Genomic DNA, 26,345 nt, shown 5'->3' with positions numbered 1-26,345 from the left:
GGTGGGGTGTCAACCAAGGTTGACACCTACCGTCATCGACCGGAGGTCGATTACTCGGCGCTGGCGCCTTCGCCTTCTTCCACGGCCTTCATCGACAGGCGGATACGGCCCTGCTTGTCGACTTCCAGCACCTTGACCTTGACCACGTCGCCTTCCTTCAGCACGTCGCCGACCTTCTCAACGCGGTCGCTGGAGATCTGCGACACGTGGACCAGACCGTCCTTGCCCGGCAGGATGGTGACGAACGCACCGAAGTCCATGATCTTGGCGACCTTGCCTTCGTAGATGCGGCCCGGCTCGACGTCCGAGGTGATCTGCTCGATGCGGGCCTTGGCGGCCTGGGCAGCGATGGCATTGACCGAGGCGATGACGATGGTGCCGTCGTCCTGGATGTCGATCTGGGTGCCGGTTTCCTTGGTGATGGCCTGGATGGTCGAACCACCCTTGCCGATCACTTCGCGGATCTTGTCCGGGTGGATCTTGATGGTCAGCAGACGCGGCGCGTAGTCCGACAGCTCTTCGCGCGGAGCGGTCAGGCCGTGGGCCATTTCGCCCAGGATGTGCAGACGGCCAGCCTTGGCCTGCTGCAGAGCCTGCTTCATGATCTCTTCGGTGATGCCTTCGATCTTGATGTCCATCTGCAGGGCGGAGATGCCCTCAGCGGTACCGGCCACCTTGAAGTCCATGTCACCCAGGTGATCTTCGTCACCCAGGATGTCGGACAGGACGACGAAGCGATCGCCTTCCTTGACCAGACCCATGGCGATACCGGCCACCGGCGCCTTCACCGGCACACCGGCGTCCATCAGGGCCAGCGACGAGCCGCAGACCGAGGCCATCGACGAGGAACCGTTCGACTCGGTGATTTCCGAGACGACGCGGATGGTGTACGGGAAGGCTTCCAGCGACGGCATGACAGCCAGCACGCCGCGCTTGGCCAGGCGACCGTGGCCGATTTCGCGGCGCTTCGGGCCCATCATGCGGCCGCACTCACCCACCGAGAACGGAGGGAAGTTGTAATGGAACAGGAAGTTTTCCTTGTACTCACCGGCAACGGCGTCGATGACCTGGCCGTCACGGGCGGTGCCCAGGGTGATGGTCACGATGGCCTGGGTTTCGCCGCGGGTGAACAGCGAGGAACCGTGGGTACGCGGCAGCACGCCGGTCTTCACGGCGATCGGGCGGACGGTGTCCAGCGCACGGCCGTCGATGCGGACCTTGGTGTCCAGCACCGAGTCACGCATGGTGCGGTATTCCAGCTCGCCGAATTCCTTCGACAGCTCGGCCGGGTTCCAGCCTTCGGCGGCCACGCGGCCAGCCAGGCTTTCGACCACGTCCTTCTTGATCGCCGAGATGGCGTCGCGGCGCTGCAGCTTGTCGCGCACCTGGAAGGCTTCGCCCAGGCGCGGGCCGATGGCTTCCTTCAGGGCGCCGATCAGCACGTCGTTCTTGGCCGGGGCTTCCCAGGTCGACGGCTTGGTGCCGGCTTCGACGGTCAGCTCGTTGATCGCGTTGATGACCTTCTGCATTTCGCGGTGACCGAAGGTCACGGCGCCCAGCATCACTTCTTCGGACAGCAACGCGGCTTCGGATTCAACCATCAGCACGGCGTTGGAGGTACCGGCGACGACCAGTTCCAGCTGCGAGTCAGCCAGTTCGCTGACGGTCGGGTTCAGGATGTACTCGCCGTTCTTGTAGCCGACCTTGGCAGCGCCGATCGGACCCATGAACGGGGTGCCGGCCAGGGCCAGGGCAGCCGAGGCGCCGATCAGGGCCGGAATGTCGCCGTCCACGTCCGGGTTCAGCGACATGACCGTGGCGATGATCTGCACTTCGTTCTTGTAGTCTTCCGGGAACAGCGGGCGGATCGGACGGTCGATCAGGCGCGAGATCAGGGTTTCCTTCTCGGTCGCACGGCCTTCACGCTTGAAGAAACCACCCGGGATACGGCCGCCGGCGTAGAACTTTTCCTGATAATCGACGGTCAGCGGGAAGAAGTCCTGGCCTTCGCGCGCGCTCTTGGCGGCGACGGCGGTGACCAGCAGTACGGTGTCGTCCATCTTGACGATGACGGCGCCGCTTGCCTGGCGGGCGACTTCGCCGGTCTCAAGCGTGACGGTGTGCTTGCCGTACTGGAAGGTTTTGGTGATTTTTGCCACGGAGGGTGTCCTTGGGGATGCTGTCTGCGAATTGGACCGTCGGCGACCCTTGCCGCCTGCGGGTGGCCGGATCGTTCCGGCCTGAATCGGGGATTGCGGTGCTACAAAACAAAACCGCGGCGCATCGCTGCGCCGCGGGGGATTCGTTGCTTAGCGACGCAGGCCAAGCTTTTCAATCAGGGCCTTGTAACGCTCGACGTCCTTCTTCTTCAGGTAGTCGAGCAGGCTGCGACGGCGGTTGACCATCTGCAGCAGGCCGCGGCGGCTGTGGTGGTCCTTCTTGTGGGTCTTGAAGTGGCCGGTCAGCAGCTCGATGCGGGCGGTCAGCAGGGCGACCTGCACTTCCGGGGAGCCGGTGTCAGCCGAGCTGCGCTTGTTGTCTTCAATGACCTTCTGGGTGTCGATCGACATTTCTTTTTTCTCTGTGATGCGTGGCCGGCAGGAACGCGCTTCGCGCACCGCCAGGCTCGCCGTGGACTACGAGGATGAAACCTGCCGGAGCAGGCTGCCGGAAAACGGCCGCGAAATTGTAACGGTCGGGGCCCGGCGGAACAAGGACCGGGGCTGAATGCGCCCCGCCCCGGTTACAGGTTGAAGCGGCGCTGCGGCGCCAGCAGGCCACCAGCATCGACCTGGCCCAGGCCCTGCGGGGTGCCGTCGGGCCCGTATACGGCCACCAGGCCCGGGGGCCAGGCGGCATCGCGCTGGCGCTGCCCGACACAGAAGCGGTGGGCCTGTTCGGCATCCAGCTCGACCCGGGGGTACTCGGCCAGGCCGGCCGCCAGCGGCAGCAGCAGTGCCTCCATGCCGGCCTCGTCGCCGGCCTCGACCATGGCGCGCAGCTGGTCCAGGCTCACCATCACTGGATCACGGAACGGTTCGACCCAGAGCCGGCGCAGCGCACTGATATGCGCGCCGCAGCCCAATGCCTCGCCCAGGTCACGGGCCAGGCTGCGGATGTAGGTGCCCGAGCCGCAGATCACGCGCAGGCGCAGGCGCTCGGTCTGCTGCTCCAGCACCTCGATGGCGTGCACCTGGACCTCGCGCTCCGGCGCCTCGATGGCTTCACCGCGGCGGGCCTTCACATACAACGGCTCGCCGCCCTGCTTCAGCGCCGAATAGATCGGTGCGCGCTGGCGGATGCTGCCGGTCAACGGGGCCAGCGCGGCCTGCAGGGCGTCGGCGCTGATGGCCGGCACCGGGCGCTGCAGCAGCACCTGGCCTTCGGCGTCATCGGTGTCGGTGGTCTGGCCGAGCACGATCTCGGCGTCATAGGCCTTGGCTGACCCCAGCAGCAGGCCGGCGATCTTGGTCGCTTCGCCAAAGCACAGCGGCAGCAGGCCGGTGGCCAGCGGATCCAGGCTGCCGGTGTGGCCGCCCTTCTCTGCACGGAACAGGCGGCGCGCCACCTGCAGGGCGGCGTTGGAGCTCATGCCGTTCGACTTGTCGAGCAGCAGGATGCCATCCAGGCGGCGGAACTGAATTCGGGTCATGACGTTTATGTCGGCGGACGCCGCCGGTAGCGCCGGGCCATGCCCGGCGTGCGCGCAATGCGCGGTTATTCTTCGTCGCTCTTGCGACGCTTCTCTGCGGCCAGCGTATCGGGCAGGTCGCGCAGGATGTTGTCGATGTGCTCACCACGATCGACCGAGTCGTCGTAGTGGAAATGCAGTTCGGGCACGTGGCGCAGCTTCATGGCGCGGGCCAGGTCCATGCGCAGGCGATAGCCCAGCTCGCGCAGGCCCTTCACTGCTTCGGCCGAACGTTCCGGCATCAGCGCGGTGACGAACACCTTGGCATGGGCCATGTCGCGGGTGATTTCCACGTCGGACACGCTCACCGAGGGCAACCCGTGCTCGCGCACAGCGTTGTGCACCAGGGTGCCGAGTTCACGGCGCAGCTGGGCGGAGACACGGTCGGTTCGATGGAAGGTTTTGGGCACGCGGTCAGGCTCTTGTTTTGAATGTGACCCGACCAAGGTCGGGCCCTACCAGAGATGGTAACCCGACCAAGGTCGGGCCCCACCGGGTTGGCGGACCGGTCCGTGAGGACCGGCCCCTTGCAGCATTACAGGGTGCGCGGCACTTCGATACGCTCGAAGCACTCGATCTGGTCACCCGGCTTCACGTCGTTGTAGGCCTTCACCGCGATACCGCATTCGGTACCGTTGCGGACTTCCTCGACGTTTTCCTTGAAGCGGCGCAGCGATTCCAGCTCGCCTTCGAAGATGACCACGCTGTCGCGCAGCACGCGGATCGGCTTGTTGCGCTTGACCACGCCCTCGATGACCATCGAGCCGGCAACGGCGCCCAGCTTGGAGCTGCGGAACACGTCGCGGACTTCGGCGATACCGATGATCTCTTCGCGGATTTCCACGCCCAGCAGACCGGAGGCCACCTGCTTCACCTGGTCGATCACGTCATAGATGATCGAGAAGTAACGCAGGTCCACGCCGTTGGATTCGATGATGCGACGGGCCGAAGCATCCGCACGCACGTTGAAGCCGATGACGGTGGCCTTCGAAGCAGCCGCCGAGTTGGCGTCCGATTCGGTGATGCCGCCCACGCCGGAGTGGATCACGTTGATGCGGATGTCTTCGTTGGACAGTGCGACCAGTGCCTGGCTCAGCGCCTGCACCGAACCCTGCACGTCGGCCTTGATGACCAGGTTGAGGACCTGCTGGCCCTCGCCCTTGCCCAGGGTCGCCATGATGTCTTCCATGCGGCTGCCAGCGGTGGCCACCAGGCGCGATTCACGGCGCTTGGTCTCACGCTGCTGGGCAACGTCCTTGGCCAGGCGCTCGTCCTCGACCACCACGAAGTCATCACCGGCTTCCGGCACGCCGGACAGGCCCAGGACCTGCACCGGGATGGACGGGCCAGCGAATTCCGGCTGCTTGCCGGTTTCGTCGAACAGCGCACGCACGCGGCCGTACTGGATGCCGCACACCAGGTAGTCGCCCTTCTTCAGGCGGCCCTGCTGCACCAGCACGGTAGCGACCGGGCCACGGCCCTTGTCCAGCGACGATTCGATCACCACGCCCGAGGCGCGGCCTTCGTCGACGGCCTTCAGTTCCAGCAGTTCGGCCTGCACCGACACGGCGTCCAGCAGGTCGTCGATGCCCAGGCCGGTCTTGGCCGAGATCTCCACCATCTGGATGTCACCGCCGAACTCTTCGGCCACGACCTGCTCGGACAGCAGCTCGTTCTTGACGCGCATCGGGTCGGCGCCGGACTTGTCGATCTTGTTGATCGCCACGATCAGCGGCACACCGGCCGAGCGGGCGTGCTGGATAGCTTCCTTGGTCTGCGGCATGACGCCGTCATCGGCCGCCACCACCAGCACCACGATGTCGGTCAGCTTGGCACCGCGGGCACGCATCGAGGTGAACGCGGCGTGGCCCGGGGTATCCAGGAAGCTGATGACGCCCTTGGGCGTATCAACGTGGTACGCACCGATGTGCTGGGTGATGCCGCCGGCTTCGCCGTGGGCAACCTTGGTACGACGGATGTAATCCAGCAGCGAGGTCTTGCCGTGGTCGACGTGGCCCATGATGGTGACCACCGGCGGACGCTGCACGGCTTCGCCCTGGTTTTCACCGGTCGAGGCCAGCAGTGCGTCTTCGGCGTCGTTGTCATTGGCACGGATCGCCTTGTGGCCCAATTCTTCGGTCACCAGCGCCGCGGTGTCGTGGTCGATGGACTGGGTGATGGTGGCCATCACGCCCATCTTGAACAGCGCCTTCACCACCTCGCCGCCCTTCAGCGCGAGCTTCTGCGCCAGGTCAGCCACGGTGATGGTCTCGCCGATCGCCACTTCACGCACGACCGGTGCGGTCGGACGCTCGAAGGCGTGCGGACCGGCGTTGTTGCCGCCACGCGACATGTCACGACGGCCGCCGCTCTGGTTGCGACCACCCGGACGACCCCGGTTGTTGCTGTTGTTGCTGTTGCCACGACGCGCACGGTCGGCCGCCGACAGATGCATCTGGCCGGCGAAGCGATCGCCCGGGCCACGCTCGTTGCGCGGCGCGCTGCGGTTGTTGCGGTCGTCGCTGCGCGGCGGCGGCGGCGCACTGCGCGGCGCAGCCGGAGCGGCGGCCGGCGTACGCGGCGGACGCGGCGCGGTTTCATCGATCGGCGCGCGCTTGGGCTTGGTGGCGGCAGCCGCCTCGGCAGCCTTGGCGGCAGCCGCGGCTTCTTCGGCAGCCTTCTTCTCGGCCTCTGCGCGTTCCTTGGCCGCAATCTCTTCCTCACGGGCACGGACGATGGCTTCGTCGCGCAGACGATCCTTCTCGGCCAGGGCCTGCTGTTCGGCAAGGTTGCGGGCGCGCGACTCTTCCAGCTTGCGCAGGATGTCGGCGCGCTCTTCGTCCGGCGTCATCGGGCGAGCACCATCCTTGACGTAGGTACGCTTCTGGCGCACCTCGACATTCACGGTCGTCTTGCTGCGACCGGAATTGACCGTCACTTCCTGCTGTTTCCGGCGGTTGAGGGTGATCTTCTTTGCAGACTGATCGGTCTCTTCCGGGGCCTGCTCGGGCTTGCCGTGCGAACGACGAAGGAAGCCCAGGAGCTTCACCTTCTCGGTGCTGGTCACGACCTGGTCGGGACCGCTGAACTTCATGCCGGCACCGGCCAGCTGTTCCAGCAGTTTCTCGACCGGTGTGTTGACCAGTTCGGCAAGCTTGCGGATGGTGGTTTGCTGCGACATTCGGATCCTATGATCTTGTGGGCGCCCCCCCGCAGTTGGAGGTGGCGCGGATTCTACGCCCTGATCGGCTCAGGGCCCTGTTCATTGCCGGCTCATTCGCCGCGTTCCAGTCGGGCGATCTCCTCGGCACGCGCGGCCAGGATCAGCGCCGCGGCGCGCTCCTGGTCCAGCCCTTCAATGCCGAAGTCCATGACCTCGTCGGCGGCCAAGTCGGAAAGCTCCTCGCTGGTACGCACGCCGTGGCCGGCCAGCGCATACGCGGTGGCTTCGTCCATGCCCTTCAGGGACAGCAGGTCCTGCGCCGGCTGGCCGTCTTCAAGGCCTTCTTCGACTGCCAGGGCCTCATTGAGCAGCGCATCGCGGGCACGAGCGCGCAGCTCTTCGACGATGTCTTCGTCGAAACCTTCCACCGCCAGCAGTTCGCCGACCGGGACATATGCAATTTCTTCGACGGTGCCGAAGCCTTCGGTCACCAGGATGCCGGCGATTTCCTCGTCCACTTCCAGCTTGTCCATGAACAGCTGGCGGGCCGAAGCCTGCTCGGCTTCCGACTTGGCGGTGACCTGGTCCTGGGTCATCACGTTCAGCTGCCAACCGGTCAGGCGGCTGGCCAGGCGCACGTTCTGGCCACCCTTGCCGATGGCCTGGGCCAGACGGTCTTCGGCCACGGCCAGGTCCATCGAGTGCTTGTCTTCATCGACGATGATCGACTGCACTTCGGCAGGCGCCATGGCGTTGATGACGAAGTTGGCCGGGCTTTCGTTCCACAGCACGATGTCCACGCGCTCGCCATTGAGCTCGTTGGACACGGCCTGCACGCGCGAACCGCGCATGCCGATGCAGGCACCGATCGGATCGGTACGGGTATCGTGGGCCAGCACGGCGATCTTGGCGCGGTCGCCCGGATCGCGGGCACAGGCCTTGATTTCCACCAGGCCCTGGCCGACTTCCGGCACTTCCAGCTTGAACAGCTCGATCATGAATTCCGGAGCGGCGCGGCTGATGAACAGCTGCGGGCCACGGGGTTCCGAACGCACTTCGGCCAGGTAACCGCGCACGCGGTCGCCGGCGCGCAGCACGTCGCGCGGAATGCCCTTGTCCTTCGGAATGAAGCCTTCGGCGTTGCCGCCCAGGTCCACGTAGATGTTGCCGCGCTCGGCGCGCTTGACCACACCGGTGATCAGCTCACCCACGCGGTCCTTCCACGCATCGACCACCTGCTGGCGCTCGGCTTCGCGCACGCGCTGCACGATCACCTGCTTGGCGGCCTGGGCGGCGATGCGGCCAAAATCGGGGTTTTCGATCTGCTCTTCGATGTAGTCGCCGACGTCCACGCCTTCGGCTTCGTCGACGGCGTCCATCAGGCGGATCTGCCGGTCCGGCGATTCCATGACCACGTCATCGGCCACCACTTCCCAGCGGCGGTAGGTTTCGTAGCTGCCATCCTTGTGGTCGATGACCACGCGGGTCAGCACTTCCTCGTCGGGATAGCGCTTCTTCGCTGCCGAGGCCAGGGCGGCCTCGATGGCATCGAAGATCACTTCACGCGGCACGCCCTTTTCGTTGGCGACCGCGTCCACTACCAGCAACAGTTCCTTGCTCATTGGCTCACTCCGCGCGCGGCTTCTTTGCCGCCGGCTCGTTGGAAGAAGAATTCTTGTCCGACTTCGGACGCTTCGGCGCCGGGCCGGTCGGCTTGCTCGGGGCCAGGCCCAGGGCAACCCAGTCCGGCATGATCCGGGCCTTGTCGATGTTGTCGGCCGAGACCACCACTTCCGTCTTGTCGACGATGAAGGTGATGGTGTCTGCGGCCTCGTCGGTCGCCTCGATGCGGCCCTGCAGGCGACGACGGTTGTCCTGCGGCAGCTTCAGCACGACCTTGGCCATTTCGCCCAGGTGGCGGCCGAACTGTTCCAGGTTGAACAGCGGGCGGTCGACGCCCGGCGAAGACACTTCCAGCGTGTAGTTGCCGCTGATCGGGTCTTCCACGTCCATCTGTGCGGACACTTCGCGGCTGACGCGCTCGCAGTCGTCCACGTTGATGATGCGCTCGGGCTGCTCAGCCAGCGGCACGTCGATGTAAAGACGCAGGGTTGCACCGCCGGGGGCCGGCAGATATTCAACGCCCAGCAGCTCCAGGCCCAGCGACACAACGGTCGGGGCGAGCAGATTCGCGATGTCGGTTGCCTTGTCGCTCACAGCCTGCCTTGATCTCTTGGTTGGGTGCCGGCCACGGCCGGCGGGGAAACATGACGCCCCGGAAACGACAAAGGGCCCGCAGGGCCCCTTTTCCGGAAAGACTCCGGTGACTGGATTCCGGTTGCAGCGCCGTGTGTCAGCGCGCTGCGGCCCTCCTTCCGGGTCCGGACTCCCGATGGGAGACCGCCTTCAGGGGTAGTGCTAGGCCGCTGATGATAGCGGTTGCACCGCGCTGGTGCAAGGCGGGAGGCCACCTGAAACCAACCGCCGCGCTCGCCGGGCATGGCCCGGGGCTACCGGGACAACGCGCGGCGGTAGCGCCGGGCCATGCCCGGCGGACCAACCGGCCACCAAAAGAAAAACGCCTTCGAAGCAGGACTTCGAAGGCGATCTCTTTACTTGGTAGCGGGGGCAGGATTTGAACCTGCGACCTTCGGGTTATGAGCCCGACGAGCTGCCAGACTGCTCCACCCCGCACCGGAAGTGTTTGAACTGCTGCCTTGCTCTTTCGAGAAGGGCTACCGCAACGATGTTCTGGCTGAACCGCTGCAGTGACAACTCAGGCTGCGCATATTACACGAATCGCGCAGCTTTGTGTCAACTTTTATGCAAGATGCGCAAAAGCCTTCTGGCACCACTGCATGATCGGGTTCCAGGACAGGCCCAGGGCCAGCAGTGCCAGCGCGTTCACGCCCAGCACCACGCCCAGCACGCGGTCGTTGCTGCGCGGCATGGCCTCGCCTACCGGCTCATCGAAGTACATGACCTTGATGACACGCAGGTAGTAGAAGCAGCCCACCACGGCGCACAGCACGCCCAGGATGGCCAGCCACAGCAGGCCGCCGTTGATGGCAGCGCCCAGCACGGCCAGCTTGGTCCAGAAGCCCAGGAACGGCGGAATGCCGGCCAGCGACGCCATGATGCACAGCACCAGGCCGGCCATCCACGGGTTGCGGGCGTTCAGGCCCTTGAAGTCTTCGATGTTCTCGGCTTCAAAGCCCGCACGCGACAGGGCGATGATCGCACCGAAGGCGGCGGTGGACATGATGGCGTAGGCCAGTGCGTAGAACAGCGCGGCGGCATAGCCCTGCGCGCCGCCACCGGCGATACCCATCAGCAGGAAGCCGATGTGCGAGACCGTGGAGAACGCCAGCATGCGCTTCAGGTTGCTCTGCGCGATGGCCATCAGGTTGCCCAGCACCAGCGACACCGCGGCCAGGCCGCCGATCAGCAGCTGCAGCTCGGTGGACAGCGGGCCCACGCCCATTTCCAGCAGGCGGTAGGCCATGCCGAACGCGGCCAGCTTCGGTGCCGAGCTGATGAACAGCGCGATCGGTGCCGGGGCGCCCTGGTACACGTCGGGCAGCCACATGTGGAACGGTGCGGCGCCGAGCTTGAAGGCGACGCCGGCGATCATGAACACCGCACCGGTGATCAGCAGCACGCGCTCTTCCGAGTGCGGGATGGCGTCACGGATGACATCCAGATGCAGGCTGCCGGTGGCGCCATAGATCAGCGACATGCCGTACAGCAGCAGGCCCGAAGCCAGCGAACCGAGGACGATGTACTTCATCGCCGCTTCCGAGGCCAGGCCGTTGTCGCGGTTGCTGGCCACCAGCGCGTAGGAGCACAGGGCCAGCAGTTCCAGGCCCAGGTAGACCATCAGCAGGCTGCCGGCCGAGACCAGGATCATCATGCCGGCGGTGCCGAACAGGATCAGCACCGGGATTTCGCCCTGGAACAGGTTGCGGTCACGCAGGTAACGCCAGCCGTAGACCAGGGTCAGGCCGCTGAGCAGCACGATGCCGGTCTTCATGACGTCGGCGGCCGTGTCGCGCACGAACATGCCGTGGAAGACCTCGCCCTGCCCGCCCACGCCGGTAGCCAGCATGAACAGCACCACGGCCAGCGCCGCGAGCGAGAACAGATGGGTGACGATCTTGTTCCGGTTGCTGACGAACAGGTCGAGGATCATCAGGGCGAAGGCGCTGCCGATCAGCACCAGCTCGGGGGCGAGCGGTGGCAGGTCGGCGGCGGTCAATGGCAGCAGCGGCGAGGTGGTCATCATCAAATCCTGGAATTACAGCAGCTTGCTGGATGCGATCTGCATGGCCAGCTTGGCGATCGAGGGCTCCATCAGGTCGGTCAGCGGCTTGGGGTAGATGCCCAGAGCCAGCACGCCGACGGCGAACACGCCCAGCACCAGCCATTCGCGGCCGTTGATGTCCTTCAGTTCGGCCACGTGGCTGTTGGCCACTTCACCGAAGAAGATGCGCTTGTACAGCCACAGGGTGTAAGCCGCACCGATGATCAGGGTGGTGGCCGCGCCCAGGGCAATCCACGGGTTCCGCTGGAAGGCCGACAGGATGACCATGAATTCACCGACGAAACCGCTGGTGCCCGGCAGGCCGGCATTGGCCATGAAGAACAGCATGGCGAAAGTGGCGAACCAGGGCATGACATTCACCACGCCGCCGTAATCGGCGATGCGGCGGCTGTGCATGCGGTCGTACAGCACGCCCACGCAGGAGAACATCGCACCGGACACGAAGCCGTGCGAGATCATCTGCACCATCGCACCCTGCAGGCCCAGGCGGGCGGCGTCGGCGTTACCGGCCTCACGCACCAGCCACAGGGCGATGAAGGTGCCCAGGGTGACAAAGCCCATGTGCGCGATCGACGAATAGGCGATCAGCTTCTTCATGTCGTCCTGCACCAGGGCGACCAGACCGACGTAGATCACCGCGATCAGGGACAGGGCGATGACCAGCCAGGCCCACTCGTTGGAAGCATCCGGCACGATCGGCAGGTTGAAGCGCAGGAAGCCGTAGCCACCGATCTTCAGGGCGATGGCGGCCAGGATGACCGAACCGGCGGTCGGCGCTTCCACGTGCGCGTCCGGCAGCCAGGTGTGCACCGGGAACATCGGCACCTTCACCGCGAAGGCGATCAGGAAGGCGAAGAAGATCCACGTCTGCTCGGTGGCCGACAGCTGCAGTGCGTACAGGTCGGCCAGCTGGAAGCTGCCGCCCTTCATGTACAGGTAGATCAGCGCCACCAGCATCAGCACCGAGCCGAGGAAGGTGTACAGGAAGAACTTCAGCGCTGCGTAGATGCGGCGCGGGCCGCCCCAGACACCGATGATCAGGAACATCGGGATCAGCATCGCTTCGAAGAACACGTAGAACAGCATCGCGTCGGTGGCAGCGAAGATGCCGACGGTGACGCCTTCCAGGATCAGGAAGGCCGCCACGTACTGGTTCACGCGCTTGTTGATCGCGCTCCAGGCACCGATCAGGGCGAGCACGCTGACCAGCGTGGTCAGCAGGATCAGCGCCACGGCAATGCCGTCCACGCCCAGGTTGTAGCCGATGTTGTACGCCGGGATCCACGCGTGGGTCTCGACGAACTGCAGGGCATCGATGCCCGGATCGTAGCCGGCCAGCAGCGGCAGGCTTGCCGCGAAGGTCAGCAGCGCGACGCCCAGCGACGCCCAGCGGGCGGTCTGCGCATCACGGATCGCAAGAATCAGGGCACCGCCGATGATCGGCAGCCAGATGAGGACACTGAGTAGGGGCCAGTTCGACACGTCTTCTTATTCCGTACAGGTCATCAACGCAGGTAATGCATCAGCACGCCCAGCAGGGCAATCAGGCCGATGATCATCGCGAAGGCGTAGTGATAGAGGAAACCGGATTGGGTACGACGCAGCACGCCGGCTGCAACGTCCACAACACGTGCCGAGAGATTGACCACGCCATCAACGATGTTGCTGTCGATCCAGCGCGACACCTTGCCAAGCTTGACGCTGCCGCCGGCAAAGCCATCGATCCACAGCTTGTCGAAGCCGTACTTGTTTTCCAGCACCGACACCAGCGGGGCGAAGGTCTTGCGTGCCTTGCCCGACAGGTCCGGCTTCCACAGGTAGAACAGCGCGGCCAGCAGGAAGCCCGCCAGGGTCAGCCAGAACGGCGGCAGCATCATGCCGTGCAGCGCGAACGCCACCGGGCCATGGAACTCTTCACCCAGGAAGGCCACGGTGTTCTTGGCCGGATCGTAGAAATCGACGATGCCGGTGAAGAACGTGTTGACCTGGCCCGTGATGGCCGCGTGCGCGTGGTGGCCGGCCCAGTCGGTGCCATGCAGCATCGGACCGATGCTGAAGAAACCGATGGCGATGGACGGAATGGCCAGCAGGATCAGCGGCAGGGTCACCACCCACGGGGTTTCGTGCGGCTCATGCGGACCGTGGCCATGGCCGTGGTCGTCATGGGCATCGCCGTGGTGCGCATCGGCATGATGGGCATCGGCGGCGTGGTGATCGTCATGGCCGTGGCCATGGTCGTCGTGGTGTGCGTCACGGAAGCGCTCCGGACCGTGGAAGGTCAGGAACAGCAGGCGGAAGCTGTAGAAGCTGGTGACCAGCACGCCACCCAGCACTGCCCAGTAGCCGTAGGTGGCCACCCAGGTGTGCTGCATGTGGGCGTGGATCTCGGCCGCCTCGATGATGGTGTCCTTCGAGTAGAAGCCGGAGAAGAACGGCGTACCGACCAGGGCCAGCGTACCGATCCACATGGTGATGAAGGTGATCGGCATGTACTTGCGCAGGCCGCCCATCTTGCGCATGTCCTGCTCGTGGTGCATGGCGATGATGACCGAACCGGCACCCAGGAACAGAAGCGCCTTGAAGAAGGCGTGGGTCATCAGGTGGAACACGGCGGCCGAATAAGCCGACACGCCCAGTGCCACGGTCATGTAGCCCAACTGCGACAGGGTCGAGTACGCGACCACGCGCTTGATGTCGTTCTGCACGATACCGATCAGGCCGGTGAAGAAGGCCGTGGTGGCACCGATGAACAGGATGAAGTTCAGCGCGGTCTGCGACAGCTCGAACAGCGGCGACATGCGGGTGACCATGAAGATACCCGCGGTGACCATGGTCGCGGCGTGGATCAGTGCCGAGATCGGGGTCGGGCCTTCCATCGAATCGGGCAGCCACACGTGCAGCGGAACCTGGGCCGACTTGCCCATGGCACCGATGAACAGGCTGATGCAGATGACGGTGGCGATCGACCAGACCACCGGAGCGCTCAGCAGCTGCATGCCGAACAGGGTGCCGTCCCAGATCTGCATCTTGGCTTCAGGGCTGGCCAGCACGCCGGCCTGCGAGAACACCTGCGAGTAATCCAGGGTGCCGAACACCCACAGCACGCCGGCGATACCCAGCAGGAAGCCGAAGTCACCGACGCGGTTGACCAGGAACGCCTTCATGTTGGCGAAGATCGCGGTCGGGCGCTTGAACCAGAAACCGATCAGCAGGTACGACACCAGGCCCACCGCTTCCCAGCCGAAGAACAGCTGCAGGAAGTTGTTGCTCATCACCAGGGTGAGCATCGAGAAGGTGAACAGCGAGATGTAGCTGAAGAAGCGCTGGTAGCCCGGGTCTTCTTCCATGTAGCCGATGGTGTAGATGTGCACCAGCAGCGACACGAAGGTGACCACCACCATCATCATGGCGGTGAGCTTGTCGACCATGAAACCGACGTGGGCCGAGTACTGGCCGACTTCGAAGAAGGTGTACAGGTTCTGGTTGAACGGCTGCGCGCCGCCCCACAGCAGCTGGTACAGCGTGTACATCGACAGGGCGCAGCTGATGGCCACGCCGAGGATGGTGACGGTCTGCGCGCCGAAGCGCTTGACCTGGCGACCGAACAGGCCGGCGATGATGCTGCCGAACAGCGGTGCAAGCACCACTGCGATCAACAGACTCTTGGAGAGAGTGATTTCCATCTGTGGATCAGCCCTTCAACGAATCGACTTCGCCGACATTGATCGTGCGGCGGGTACGGAACAGGGTCACCAGGATCGCCAGGCCGATGGCGGCCTCGGCAGCGGCGACGGTCAGGATGAAGAACACGAACAGCTGGCCGGACGGATCACCCAACTGGCGGGAGAACGCAACGAAGTTCACGTTCACCGACAGCAGCATCAGTTCGATCGACATCAGCAGCACGATGACGTTCTTCCGGTTCAGGAAGATGCCGGCCAGGCTGATGGCGAACAGCACCGCGCCCAGCGCAAGCATGTGGCCAAGGGTAATCACGGCTGGGTCTCCTCGCCGGCGGCCGGCTTGCTGTTGCTGTGCACGACCGGCTGTTCTGCGCCCATCTTGACCATGCGCAGGCGGTTGCCGGCCTTGACCATGGTCTGGTCGCCCGGGTTCTGGCTCTTCACGCCGGTACGGCGGCGCAGGGTCAGCATGACGGCGGCCACCACGGCCACGGTCAGGATGACGGCGGCGAACTCGAACGGCAGCAGGTATTCGGTGAACAGCGTGCGTGCCAGCCAGGTGATGTTGGAGCTGTCAGCCGCCAGCGCGGCAGCGTTGTCGGCCGGGAAGGCGTTGACCGCCCTGCCCTTCACGCCGATCAGGATGAGCATCTGCACCAGCATGGCCACGGCAACCACCAGGCCCACCGGCAGGTAACGCACCCAGCCTTCGCGCATCTTCGTGGGGTCGATGTCCAGCATCATCACCACGAACAGGAACAGCACCATCACCGCACCCACGTAGACCAGCACCAGCGCGACGCCGAGGAATTCGGCGCCCACCAGCAGCCACACGCAGGCAATGGAGAAGAAGGTCAACACCAGGCAGAGCACGGCGTGAACCGGGTTGCGCACGCTGATCACCGCACCGGCCGAAACCGTTGCCGCGATGGCGAACACCCAGAAAGCGATATTTACCCAATCCATCTCTCGACCTCAGCGGTAAGCGGCATCGGCGGCACGACGCTCGGCGATCTCGGTTTCGAGACGGTCGCCCAGGGCCAGCAGCTGCGGCTTGGTAACGATGTTTTCGCCACGCTTCTCGAAGTGGTACTCGAGGATGTGGGTTTCGACGATCGAGTCCACCGGGCAGCTTTCTTCGCAGAAGCCGCAGAAGATGCACTTGAACAGATCGATGTCGTAGCGGGTGGTGCGGCGGGTGCCGTCCTCGCGCTTGGCCGAGTCGATGGTGATGGCCAGCGCCGGGCAGACCGCCTCACACAGCTTGCAGGCGATGCAGCGCTCTTCGCCGTTGGGGTAACGGCGCAGCGCGTGCAGGCCACGGAAGCGCGGCGACTGCGGGAACTTCTCCATCGGGTACATCATCGTGTACTTCGGCTTGAAGCTGTACTTCAGCGTCAGCCAAAGACCGGCCAGCAGTTCGAGCAGCAGCAGGCTCTTGAAGTAATGGGTAATCCTGTTCATCACTTAGACGCCCTTTTGAATCACGCCGAAGAACACCATGACGGCGGTAACCGCGATCCACAGAATGGCCAGCGGAATGAAGACCTTCCAGCCCAGGCGCATGATCTGGTCATAGCGGAAGCGCGGGAAGCTGGCACGGAACCAGATGTAGGCACTGGCGAAGAAGAACACCTTGACGAACAGCCACGGTGCACCGCCCTTCCAGATCCAGTCGACCAGCGGCGAGATGTTGCCCAGGTCGACCCAACCCTGGATCGGGCTCAGCCAGCCGCCGAGGAAGAAGATCGAGATCAGGAAGCTGATCAGGATCATGTTCGCGTATTCGGCCAGGAAGAACAGGGCGAAGGCGCCGCCGGAGTACTCGACCATGTGGCCGGCCACGATTTCCGATTCGCCTTCCACCACGTCGAACGGCGCGCGGTTGGTTTCAGCCACGCCCGACACCCAGTAGATGACGAACAGCGGGAACAGCGGCAGCAGGAACCAGTCGAAGAAGCCGGAGCTGCCGGCCTGGGCCATCACGATGTTGCTCAGGTTCAGGCTGCCCGCCGCGATCATCACGCCGACCAGGGCGAAGCCCATGGCGATTTCGTAGCTGATCATCTGCGCCGAAGCGCGCATGGCACCCAGGAAGGCGTACTTCGAGTTGGATGCCCAACCGGCCAGGATGATGCCGTAGATACCCAGCGAGGTCATCGCCAGCAGGTACAGCAGGCCAGCGTTGGCGTTGGACAGCACGATCTGCGAGTCGAAGGGCACCACCGACCAGGCGGCAAACGCCGGGGCCAGGGTGATCAGCGGGGCCAGCAGGTAGATCGCCTTGTTGGCGCTGCTGGGCTGGACCACTTCCTTGAACAGCAGCTTGAAGACGTCGGCGAAGGCCTGGAAGATGCCCATGCCCACGTACATCGGGCCGTGGCGGACGTGCATCCAGCCGATCAGCTTGCGTTCCCAGACCACGTAGAAGGCCACCGCGACGATCACCGGCACGGTGATCACCAGGATCTTCAGGATGATCCAGATCAGCGCGCCGATGTCACCCAGGGCAAGCAGCCACTGGTGCAGCGGGTCGACCGCGTTCAACAGCAATTCGTTCATGCAGCCACCACCGATACGCGAGCGGCACCCAGCGGCGCGGTCGCGCCGTGGCCCGATTCAATCCAGACCGAACCCGCAGCGACGCGGGCGTCGACCACCACCGGCAGGGTGGCCTTGCCGGCATCGGTGCCGACCTTGGCCATCTGCCCTTCCTGCAGCTGCAGGCGCGCGGCATCGTCAGCGTTCAGCACGATGCGCGGGGCGTTGTTCAGCGGGTGCGACTGCAGCGCCGGCGCGCGGCGGACCACCGCATCGGTGCGGTAGATCGCAGCGGTCGAAGCCACTTCCAGGCCTTCGCCGGCAACGGCCGGCTGGGCCGAAGCGGCCACGGCGACCGACACCGGGGCCAGGCTGGCGCGCAGGCCGGCCAGGTCGGTGAAGTCGAAACCGGCCAGGGCCATGTCACCGCCCAGCGCACGCAGCACGCGCCAGCCTTCACGGGCCTCGCCCGGCAGCTTGCCGCCGGCACGGGCCGACTGCTCGCGACCATCGAGGTTGGTCAGGGTGGCGTCGATTTCCGGCAGCGCGCCGATCGGCAGGATGACGTCGGCAACGTCGCGGGTGGACACACAGGCGAACTGGCTGAAAGCCACCACCTTGGCACCGACCAGCGCCTTGCGCGCGGCCGGGGCATCAGCGAAGTCCAGGCCCGGTTCCAGGCCGTACACCACGTAGGCCTGGCGCGGCTGCGCCAGCATCGCGGCCACGTCCTTGCCGGCCGGCAGCACGCCGGCGCGGGTCAGGCCCACGGCATTGGCGCCCTGCGGGATGCGGCACAGCTTGGCACCGGTGGCGGCAGCGAAGTCACGCGCAGCGGCGCGGATCGCGGCGGCCTGCGGGTGGTTTTCGGCGATGCCACCGACGATCAGCACGGTGTTGCTGCCGCCCTGCACTGCCGAACGCAGTTCTTCGCTGGCCAGCGCTTCGACGAACTTCGACGGTGCCACGATCTGCTTGCCGGCGATGCCGAAGGCGAAGTCGAAATCAACCGGGTTGATGACGTGGATCTTCGCGCCCTTGGTGGTCTGCGCCTTGCGCAGGCGGGCGTGCAGCAGCGGCAGTTCGTGGCGGATGTTGCTGCCCAGAACGACGATGCGGTCGGCGCCTTCGATTTCAGCCAGCGGCAGGCCGAAGACTTCGGCGGTGGCGGCGTCGGAGAAGTCGCGGTTGTTGATGCGGTGATCGATGTTGTTCGAGCCCAGGCCCTTGGCCAGGCGGGCCAGCAGCGCGCCTTCCTCGTTGGAGGTGGACGGATGCACCAGCACGCCCAGGTGGTCACCCTGGTGCGCCTTGAGGATCTCGGCGGCTGCGGCCAGGGCTTCAGCCCAGCTCACTTCCTTCCACTCGCCATTGACCTTGCGCAGCGGCTTGACCGCACGGTCTTCGCTGTACAGGCCCTGGTGCGAATAGCGGTCGCGGTCGGACAGCCAGCACTCGTTCACCGCTTCGTTGTCGCGCGGCACGGTGCGCAGCACTTCGCCGCGACGCACGTGCAGGAACAGGTTCGAACCCATCGCGTCGTGGTAGCCCAGCGATTCGCGCGCGGTCAGTTCCCACGGGCGGGCGCGGAACTGGAACACCTTGTTGGTCAGCGCGCCGACCGGGCAGACGTCCACCACGTTGCCGGACAGCTCGGTGGTCAGCGGCTTGCCGTCGTAGGTACCGATCTGCAGGTTCTCGCCGCGGTACATGCCACCCAGTTCATAGGTGCCTGCCACGTCGGCGGTGAAGCGCACGCAGCGGGTGCACTGGATGCAGCGGGTCATCTCGGTGGCGACCAGCGGACCCATGTCCTCGTCGGGCACCACGCGCTTGCGCTCGTTGAAGCGGCTGACCGAACGGCCATAGCCCAGCGAAACGTCCTGCAGCTCGCACTCGCCGCCCTGGTCGCAGATCGGGCAGTCCAGCGGGTGGTTGATGAGCAGGAACTCCATCACCGAACGCTGGAACTTGAGCGCCTTTTCACTGCGGGTGGCGACCTTCATGCCGTCCATCACCGGGGTGGCGCAGGCCGGCGCCGGCTTCGGCGACTTCTCCACGTCCACCAGGCACATGCGGCAGTTGGCGGCGATCGGCAGCTTCTCGTGGTAGCAGAAGCGCGGAATGGAGATGCCGGCCTTGTCGGCGGCCTGGATGATCATCGAGCCCTTGGGCACGACCAGCGACTTGCCATCGATCTCGATAGTGACGTGATCGGGTGGGACGCTCGGATTTACGGGTTGCGCGCTCATGCAGCGGCTGCCTCCACCTTCTTGCCGTCAACCATCGAATGACCGTTGACGATGTAGTACTCGAACTCGTCCCAGAACTGGCGCAGGAAGCCCTGGATGGGCCATGCAGCCGCTTCGCCGAACGCACAGATGGTGTGGCCTTCGATCTGGCCGGCCACTGCCTTCAGCTGGTGCAGGTCTTCCATCGTGGCCTTGCCGGCGACGATGCGCTCCAGCACGCGGTGCATCCAGCCGGTACCTTCGCGGCACGGGGTGCACTGGCCACAGGATTCCTTGTGGAAGAACTGGCTGATGCGGCAGGCGAACTTGACGCAGCACACGCTGTCATCCAGCACCACGACGGCGCCCGAACCCAGGCCGGAGCCCAGCGCACGGATGGTGTCGTAGTCCATCGGCAGGCCCTTCAGCTCGGCCGCGGTCAGCACCGGCATGGACACGCCGCCCGGAATCGCGCCCTTCAGGGTGCGGCCCGGACGCAGGCCACCGGCCATTTCCAGCAGGTCGTCGAAGGTGGTGCCCAGCGGCACTTCGAAGTTGCCGCCGTTCTGCACGCAACCGGACACCGAGAAGCACTTCGGGCCGCCGTTGCCGGTCAGGCTCAGGCCCTTGAACCACTCCGGGCCGTTGCGGATGATCGCCGGCACCGAACCGTAGGTTTCGGTGTTGTTGATGGTGGACGGCTTGCCGTACAGGCCGAAGTTCGCCGGGAACGGCGGCTTGTAGCGCGGCTGGCCCTTCTTGCCTTCCAGCGATTCCATCAGCGCGGTTTCTTCGCCGCAGATGTAGGCGCCGGCGCCCAGGGCACCGTAGATGTCGATGTCCACGCCCGAGCCCATCACGTTCTTGCCCAGCCAGCCATTTGCATAGGCGTCGGCCAGGGCCTGTTCGAAGTGCTCGAACGGCTCGTGGTGGAACTCACCGCGCAGGTAGTTGTAGCCCACGGTCGAGCCGGTGGCGTAGCAGGCGATCGCCATGCCTTCCACCACCGAATGCGGGTTGTAGCGCAGGATGTCGCGGTCCTTGCAGGTCCCCGGCTCGGATTCGTCCGAATTGCAGAGGATGTACTTCTGCATGTTGCCCTTGGGCATGAAGGACCACTTCAGGCCGGTCGGGAAGCCAGCGCCACCGCGGCCACGCAGGCCGGAGGCCTTGACCATCTCGATAACCTGCTCCGGCGGGATCTTCTCTTCGAGGATCTTGCGCAGGGCGGCGTAGCCACCGGTCTTCAGGTAGCTTTCGTACGACCACGGGGTGTCGTAATGCAGGGTGGTGTAGACCACCTGGTGCGGCAGCGGCGCGGGGCCGACCGGACCCTTGGATTCGTGGTGATGTGCCATGCCCTTACTCCAGCCCGTCCAGCAGCTCGTCGACCTTTTCCAGGGTCAGACGCTCATGGTAGTGACCGTTGATGACCATCATCGGCGCGCCACCGCAACCGGCCAGGCACTCTTCCTCGCGCTTGAGGTAGACGCGGCCATCGGGGGTCGACTCACCGTGCTTGATGCCCAGCTTCTTCTCGCAATGGCGCACGATGTCTTCGGCGCCATTGAGCCAGCAGCTGATGTTGGTGCAGATGGCCACGTTGTTGCGGCCCACCTTCTCCGTCTCGAACATCGAGTAGAAGCTGGCCACTTCATAGGCCCACACCGGCGGCAGGTCCAGGTACTTGGCCACGCCGGCGATCAGCTCGTCGGTCAGCCAGCCCTCGTTCTGCTCCTGGGCCGCATGCAGGCCCTGCAGCACGGCAGAGCGCTTGCGGTCCGGCGGGAACTTGGACAGCCAGTGATCGATGTGAGCGCGGGTCTTGTCGCTCAGCACCACCATCGGGTCGACGTCGCGCGCCGCCTCGAAATTACCTGTCGCCTTCATCGGCCGACCTCAGCGAAATGCATAACGTGAAATTCCAGAGACTGCGGCGCCGGCTTGCGCCGGCTGCCTGCAGCGGGCGTTGGCGTGGCGGACGGCATTACCGGTCAACCTCGCCGAACACCAGATCGTAGGTACCGATCATGGCCACCACGTCGGCCAGCATGTGGCCGCGCACGATCGAATCGATCGAGGACAGGTGGGCGAAGCCGGGGGCACGCAGGTGCACGCGGAAGGGCTTGTTGGCGCCGTCGGAGACCAGGTAGCAGCCGAACTCACCCTTCGGGGCTTCCACCGCCGAATAGGTTTCACCGGCCGGCACGCAGTAGCCTTCGCTGAACAGCTTGAAGTGGTGGATCAGCGCTTCCATGTCGTCCTTCATGTCCTCGCGCTTGGGCGGAGCGACCTTGAAGTTCTTCACCATCACAGGGCCCGGGTTGGCCTTCAGCCACGCCACGCACTGCTTGATGATGCGGTTGGATTCGCGCATTTCGGCAACGCGGACCAGGTAACGGTCGTAGCAGTCGCCTTCCTTGCCCAGCGGGATGTCGAAATCGACGGCATCGTACTTGGCGTACGGACGCTTCTTGCGCAGGTCCCAGGCAACGCCCGAGCCGCGCAGCATCACGCCGGTCATGCCCCACTGGTGGGCCAGTTCCGGGCTGACCACGCCGATGCCGACCGTACGCTGCTTCCAGATACGGTTGTCGGTCAGCAGGGTTTCGTATTCGTCAACGCGACCCGGGAACTCGTTGGTGAAGTTCTCCAGGAAGTCCAGCAGCGAGCCTTCACGCGAAGCATTGAGCTGCTTCAGCGCCTTGCCCTTGTGCCAGCGCGATTCCTTGTACTTGGGCATGTGGTCCGGCAGGTCGCGGTAAACACCGCCCGGACGGTAGTACGCCGCGTGCATGCGCGCGCCGGAGACCGCTTCGTAGCAGTCCATCAGCTCTTCGCGCTCGCGGAAGGCGTACAGCATGACCGCCATGGCGCCCAGATCGAGCGCGTTGGAGCCCAGCCACATCAGGTGGTTCAGGATGCGGGTGATTTCGTCGTACATGGTGCGGATGTACTGCGCACGCTCGGGCGCTTCGATACCCATCAGGGTTTCGATCGCGCGCACGTAGGCGTGCTCGTTGCACATCATCGACACGTAATCCAGGCGATCCATGTAGCCGATCGACTGGTTGAACGGCTTGGACTCGGCCAGCTTTTCGGTACCACGGTGCAGCAGGCCCACGTGGGGGTCGGCACGCATGATGGTTTCGCCGTCCATTTCCAGGATCAGGCGCAGCACACCGTGGGCGGCCGGATGCTGCGGGCCGAAGTTCATGGTGTAGTTGCGGATTTCCTGCCGGCTTTCGGCGGGGTTGCTGGCGAAGGCTTCGCCAGCCTGGTGTACGTGGCTCACTTCACTGCCTCCTGCGCGCGCTCACCTTCTGCGGTCTGCAGACGGGCGTCGTCGCGGATCACGCGCGGCACGCCGACGCGCGGCTCCACCGAGGTGACCGGTTCGTAGATCACGCGCTTCTTTTCTTCGTCGTAGCGGACTTCGACGTTGCCGATCAGCGGGAAGTCCTTGCGGAACGGATGGCCGACGAAACCGTAGTCGGTCAGGATCCGGCGCAGGTCCGGGTGACCTTCGAAGATCACGCCGTACAGGTCGAACGCTTCGCGCTCGAACCAGTTCAGGCCCGGCCAGATGCCGGTCAGCGAGGACACCACCGGCAGTGCTTCGTCAGGGGCGAAGCAGCGCAGGTGCAACATCAGGTTGTGCTGGTACGAGCGCAGCTGGGCGACCACGGCGAAACGCTGGGTCGGCATGTGCTGCGGGCGGGCGCCATCGGCACCGTTCTCTTCGCTGGGGAACTCGCCCCAGGCGAAGCGGCCCTGCGCCTTGCCTTCCACGCCACGGCTGAAGCCCTGCGAGGAAACGTCGGCGGTGTCCCATTCGTCCGAGCCATAGCCCAGGTAATCGACGCCGCACAGGTCCACGGCCTGCTCGAAACCAAACTCGTCACGCAGCGCCAGCGCAGTGGCGTGCCACTGAGCCGCAGGCACCTCCAGCGTCACTTCGCCGCGGGGTTCGACCACGATGACCTTCGCACCAGCGAAACGTGCGGAGAGTCGGTCGATGAAGGATGCTTGCTCTGCCATGGGGGCTTGGCGCGCTCTTGTCAGGTGAAAAGGGTCAGCGGGCGATGGTCTGTGTACGCCAGATCTTCTTCTGCAGCTGCAGGATCCCGTACACCAGCGCCTCGGCGGTCGGCGGGCAGCCCGGGACATAGACGTCCACCGGCACCACGCGATCACAGCCGCGCACGACAGAATAGGAGTAATGGTAGTAGCCGCCGCCATTGGCGCAGCTGCCCATCGAGATGACCCACTTCGGGTCCGGCATCTGGTCGTAGACCTTGCGCAGCGCCGGGGCCATCTTGTTGACCAGGGTGCCGGCCACGATCATCACGTCGGACTGACGCGGCGACGGACGGAACACCACGCCGTAGCGGTCAAGGTCCAGACGCGCCGCACCGGCGTGCATCATTTCCACCGCACAGCAGGCCAGACCGAAGGTCATGGGCCACATGGAGCCGGTGCGCGCCCAGTTCAGCAGGGCATCGACACTGGTGGTGACAAAGCCCTTTTCCAGCAGGGGGTTGTCGCCTTCCGGCCGCAGGATGTCATCCACCCGCCCTTCCGGGACCGGGTTGTTCATGAGGCCATCGAGAGTCTGAATCACTCCCATTCCAGCGCTCCCTTCTTCCAGACGTAAATGAAACCGAGGAACAGCATGCCGACGAACAGGCCCATGGTGACGAGCGAACGGGCGCCCAGCTCCATGAAGACCTGGGTCCACGGCACGATGAAGATGATTTCCAGGTCGAAGACGATGAACTGGATCGCGATCAGGTAGTAGCGCACGTCGAACTTCATGCGCGCGTCTTCGAAGGCCTCGAAGCCGCATTCGTACGGCGACAGCTTTTCCAGATCGGGGCGGCGGGGGCCGAGGAATCGACCAATCAGCATCAGCGTGATGCCGATACCGGTGGCGACGATCAGAAACAGCAGAGACGGCAAATATTCGGCCAGCACAGCGATTCTCTCTTGCCTCTGCCGCCGCGCCTGCAGGCGCTTTGGCATGGGGGAGTGGACGGGAAACGGCTGGCGCATTGCGCGCCAGGAGAACCCGCTTTACTTACAAATGGTGCCCAAGAGGGGACTCGAACCCCTACGACCTAAGTCGCTACCACCTCAAGGTAGTGCGTCTACCAATTCCGCCACCTGGGCAAACGATCACATCAGACCAACATCCCGATGCGCCGCGTATTGTAACCGGCTTCAGTCTTTCTGGGAGCCTTCGGACGGCTTTTCTTCACCAGAAGTGGAAGTTTCCGCCTGAGCCGGCACAGTGGCGGCCGGAACCGGTGCCGCCGGGACCTCCGCAGCCTTCGGCGCGGCCGGCAGTTCACCGGCCGGGACGGCCGGGGCGCTGGCCGCCGGGGCGGACATCAGGCCCAGGTCCTGGTCGGCCGCCGGACGGGTGCCATGGCCGGCGTACCAGGCCATGAACAGGCTGATGCCGAAGAACACCACGGCCAGCCACTTGGTGGACTTGGACAGGAAGTTGGACGCACCGCGCGCGCCGAACACAGTCCCCGAGGCGCCGGCACCAAAGCCCGAGCCCGCTGCCGCGCCCGAGCCACGCTGCATCAGGATCAGCGCGATCATGGCTACGGCTACCAGCACGTAGACGACATTGAGGATCAACATCAGCATTGGAAACCCGCCCTCGGACTGTTATGCCGACGCTGAGCCGGCTGTCTTGACTAAATGTGTGCCGCCGCCTGCGCGATGGCCAGGAAATCCGCGGCCACCAGCGAGGCGCCGCCGACCAGCCCACCATCGACATCCGGCTGCGCGAACAGTTCCCCGGCATTGTCGGGTTTCACGCTACCGCCGTAAAGAATGGGCAGTGAATCGGCGATTCTAGCATCCATGCGCGCGACTTCGCCACGAATGAAGGCGTGTACCTGCTGGGCCTGCTCCTTGCTGGCGGTCCTGCCGGTACCGATGGCCCAGACCGGCTCGTAGGCCACCACGGCGTTGGCAAACCCCTCGGCGCCGACAAGCGCCAGCACCGGTGCCAGCTGGCTGGCGATGACCGCTTCGGTCTGCCCGGCTTCGCGTTGTTCCAGGGTTTCACCCACGCACAGCACGGGCACCAGGCCGGCATGCAGGGCCGCGGCGAACTTGCGGGCGACCAGCTCGCTGCTCTCCTGGTGGTACTGGCGGCGCTCGGAGTGGCCGACCAGGCCGTAGCGGGCGCCGACCTCGTGCAGCATGGCCGCACAGACCTCGCCGGTGTACGCGCCCTTTTCATTGCTGCTGACGTCCTGGGCACCAAACACCAGGCCGGTCTCGCCGAAGTCCTCGACCAGCTCGCCCAGGTACGGCAGGGGCGGCAGGATGACCACCTCCACCCCGGCCTTGGGCAGCCCGGCGGCCACCTGGCCGAGCAGCTCGGTGGCGAATTGACGGCTGCCGTGCAGCTTCCAGTTTCCGGCGACGATCTTGCGGCGCATGGCGGTGGCTCCTGTATGAACTCAGCCGCCCATGATACCCGCTATGGCAAAAATCCGTTTCCGTGTAAGCGGTTACATGAATTTTCAGCCAACGGCGCAGCCCCTCGTGGCGGGGTCCTTCGCATAATGCCCGGCGGGTTTTATTGGGTTGGCCGGGCGGGTGGGCCGCGCAGGGGACGCTGCAAGTACGTCCATGTAAGCTCGTAGGCGCCATCCATGGCGCCTGCGCCCCTGCGCAACCCACC

23 protein-coding genes and 2 tRNA genes are annotated in these 26,345 nt (G+C 64.9%); all 25 read right to left on the bottom strand.

Annotation, left to right across the window (positions count from 1 at the left end):
• Positions 1 to 50 precede the first annotated feature (50 nt).
• The 25 genes from pnp to tpiA all read right to left on the bottom strand — a co-directional run bounded on the left by pnp (position 51) and on the right by tpiA (position 26,100).
• On the bottom strand, positions 51 to 2,159 hold the full coding sequence (gene pnp, locus IAE58_RS10445; protein WP_108750207.1) for a polyribonucleotide nucleotidyltransferase: 2,109 nt from the start codon (positions 2,157 to 2,159) through the stop codon (positions 51 to 53).
• A 150-nt stretch (positions 2,160 to 2,309) separates the two neighbouring features.
• Complete coding sequence (gene rpsO / locus IAE58_RS10440) at positions 2,310 to 2,570, bottom strand: 30S ribosomal protein S15 (RefSeq protein WP_005410445.1); 261 nt, start codon at positions 2,568 to 2,570, stop codon at positions 2,310 to 2,312.
• 173 nt (positions 2,571 to 2,743) lie between these two features.
• Positions 2,744 to 3,652 (bottom strand): tRNA pseudouridine(55) synthase TruB, encoded by a 909-nt coding sequence (gene truB / locus IAE58_RS10435; RefSeq protein WP_199933468.1) that lies wholly within the window; start codon positions 3,650 to 3,652, stop codon positions 2,744 to 2,746.
• A 65-nt stretch (positions 3,653 to 3,717) separates the two neighbouring features.
• The gene (rbfA, locus tag IAE58_RS10430; RefSeq protein WP_108750209.1) at positions 3,718 to 4,101 is read right to left on the bottom strand and encodes a 30S ribosome-binding factor RbfA; all 384 of its coding nucleotides are present in this window, start codon (positions 4,099 to 4,101) and stop codon (positions 3,718 to 3,720) included.
• 125 nt (positions 4,102 to 4,226) lie between these two features.
• Positions 4,227 to 6,872, bottom strand: a complete 2,646-nt coding sequence (gene infB / locus IAE58_RS10425; protein ID WP_108753686.1) for a translation initiation factor IF-2 — start codon at positions 6,870 to 6,872, stop codon at positions 4,227 to 4,229.
• A 92-nt stretch (positions 6,873 to 6,964) separates the two neighbouring features.
• Entirely contained in the window at positions 6,965 to 8,476 is a 1,512-nt protein-coding gene (nusA, locus tag IAE58_RS10420) for a transcription termination factor NusA (protein ID WP_108750211.1), read from the bottom strand.
• A 4-nt stretch (positions 8,477 to 8,480) separates the two neighbouring features.
• Positions 8,481 to 9,071: a ribosome maturation factor RimP gene (gene rimP / locus IAE58_RS10415; protein WP_199933467.1), complete on the bottom strand. Its 591-nt coding sequence runs from the start codon at positions 9,069 to 9,071 to the stop codon at positions 8,481 to 8,483.
• A 400-nt stretch (positions 9,072 to 9,471) separates the two neighbouring features.
• Positions 9,472 to 9,548 (bottom strand) — tRNA-Met (locus IAE58_RS10410).
• A 127-nt stretch (positions 9,549 to 9,675) separates the two neighbouring features.
• A complete protein-coding gene (gene nuoN, locus IAE58_RS10405; protein ID WP_199934122.1) occupies positions 9,676 to 11,136 on the bottom strand; it encodes an NADH-quinone oxidoreductase subunit NuoN in 1,461 nt (486 codons plus the stop codon).
• Positions 11,137 to 11,151: 15 nt separating this feature from the next.
• Entirely contained in the window at positions 11,152 to 12,660 is a 1,509-nt protein-coding gene (locus tag IAE58_RS10400) for an NADH-quinone oxidoreductase subunit M (RefSeq protein WP_108750214.1), read from the bottom strand.
• 23 nt (positions 12,661 to 12,683) lie between these two features.
• Entirely contained in the window at positions 12,684 to 14,861 is a 2,178-nt protein-coding gene (gene nuoL, locus IAE58_RS10395) for an NADH-quinone oxidoreductase subunit L (protein WP_199934121.1), read from the bottom strand.
• A gap of 7 nt (positions 14,862 to 14,868) precedes the next feature.
• Positions 14,869 to 15,174, bottom strand: a complete 306-nt coding sequence (nuoK, locus tag IAE58_RS10390) for an NADH-quinone oxidoreductase subunit NuoK (protein ID WP_006381125.1) — start codon at positions 15,172 to 15,174, stop codon at positions 14,869 to 14,871.
• Positions 15,171 to 15,827 (bottom strand): NADH-quinone oxidoreductase subunit J, encoded by a 657-nt coding sequence (locus IAE58_RS10385; RefSeq protein WP_108753690.1) that lies wholly within the window; start codon positions 15,825 to 15,827, stop codon positions 15,171 to 15,173. Before IAE58_RS10385 ends, nuoK begins: the two co-directional genes overlap by 4 nt.
• 9 nt (positions 15,828 to 15,836) lie before the next feature.
• Positions 15,837 to 16,325, bottom strand: coding sequence for an NADH-quinone oxidoreductase subunit NuoI (gene nuoI / locus IAE58_RS10380; protein ID WP_108750217.1), 489 nt, complete (start codon positions 16,323 to 16,325; stop codon positions 15,837 to 15,839).
• A gap of 3 nt (positions 16,326 to 16,328) precedes the next feature.
• Positions 16,329 to 17,423 (bottom strand): NADH-quinone oxidoreductase subunit NuoH, encoded by a 1,095-nt coding sequence (gene nuoH, locus IAE58_RS10375; RefSeq protein WP_199934120.1) that lies wholly within the window; start codon positions 17,421 to 17,423, stop codon positions 16,329 to 16,331.
• A complete protein-coding gene (nuoG, locus tag IAE58_RS10370; RefSeq protein WP_199934119.1) occupies positions 17,420 to 19,654 on the bottom strand; it encodes an NADH-quinone oxidoreductase subunit NuoG in 2,235 nt (744 codons plus the stop codon). The genes nuoH and nuoG overlap by 4 nt, the downstream gene beginning before the upstream one ends.
• Positions 19,651 to 20,991 (bottom strand): NADH-quinone oxidoreductase subunit NuoF, encoded by a 1,341-nt coding sequence (nuoF, locus tag IAE58_RS10365; RefSeq protein ID WP_108750220.1) that lies wholly within the window; start codon positions 20,989 to 20,991, stop codon positions 19,651 to 19,653. The genes nuoG and nuoF overlap by 4 nt, the downstream gene beginning before the upstream one ends.
• A 4-nt stretch (positions 20,992 to 20,995) precedes the next feature.
• Positions 20,996 to 21,523, bottom strand: coding sequence for an NADH-quinone oxidoreductase subunit NuoE (gene nuoE / locus IAE58_RS10360; RefSeq protein WP_006381132.1), 528 nt, complete (start codon positions 21,521 to 21,523; stop codon positions 20,996 to 20,998).
• A 97-nt stretch (positions 21,524 to 21,620) separates the two neighbouring features.
• Complete coding sequence (locus IAE58_RS10355; RefSeq protein ID WP_108753693.1) at positions 21,621 to 22,928, bottom strand: NADH-quinone oxidoreductase subunit D; 1,308 nt, start codon at positions 22,926 to 22,928, stop codon at positions 21,621 to 21,623.
• A complete protein-coding gene (locus IAE58_RS10350; RefSeq protein WP_108753694.1) occupies positions 22,925 to 23,674 on the bottom strand; it encodes an NADH-quinone oxidoreductase subunit C in 750 nt (249 codons plus the stop codon). Before IAE58_RS10350 ends, IAE58_RS10355 begins: the two co-directional genes overlap by 4 nt.
• A gap of 34 nt (positions 23,675 to 23,708) precedes the next feature.
• On the bottom strand, positions 23,709 to 24,263 hold the full coding sequence (locus IAE58_RS10345; RefSeq protein ID WP_079222612.1) for an NADH-quinone oxidoreductase subunit B: 555 nt from the start codon (positions 24,261 to 24,263) through the stop codon (positions 23,709 to 23,711).
• The gene (locus tag IAE58_RS10340; protein ID WP_079222613.1) at positions 24,254 to 24,610 is read right to left on the bottom strand and encodes an NADH-quinone oxidoreductase subunit A; all 357 of its coding nucleotides are present in this window, start codon (positions 24,608 to 24,610) and stop codon (positions 24,254 to 24,256) included. The genes IAE58_RS10345 and IAE58_RS10340 overlap by 10 nt, the downstream gene beginning before the upstream one ends.
• 110 nt (positions 24,611 to 24,720) lie before the next feature.
• Positions 24,721 to 24,805, bottom strand: a tRNA-Leu gene (locus IAE58_RS10335).
• Positions 24,806 to 24,856: 51 nt separating this feature from the next.
• Positions 24,857 to 25,294, bottom strand: a complete 438-nt coding sequence (gene secG, locus IAE58_RS10330; RefSeq protein WP_108750224.1) for a preprotein translocase subunit SecG — start codon at positions 25,292 to 25,294, stop codon at positions 24,857 to 24,859.
• Positions 25,295 to 25,344: 50 nt separating this feature from the next.
• Positions 25,345 to 26,100, bottom strand: coding sequence for a triose-phosphate isomerase (gene tpiA, locus IAE58_RS10325; protein ID WP_108753695.1), 756 nt, complete (start codon positions 26,098 to 26,100; stop codon positions 25,345 to 25,347).
• Positions 26,101 to 26,345 lie beyond the last annotated feature (245 nt).

The organism is Stenotrophomonas sp. S49 (genome assembly GCF_016624905.1).
GTDB lineage: Bacteria > Pseudomonadota > Gammaproteobacteria > Xanthomonadales > Xanthomonadaceae > Stenotrophomonas.
The sequence above is the reverse complement of the archived record's forward strand: the minus strand, read 5'-3'. Positions and strand labels throughout refer to the sequence as shown.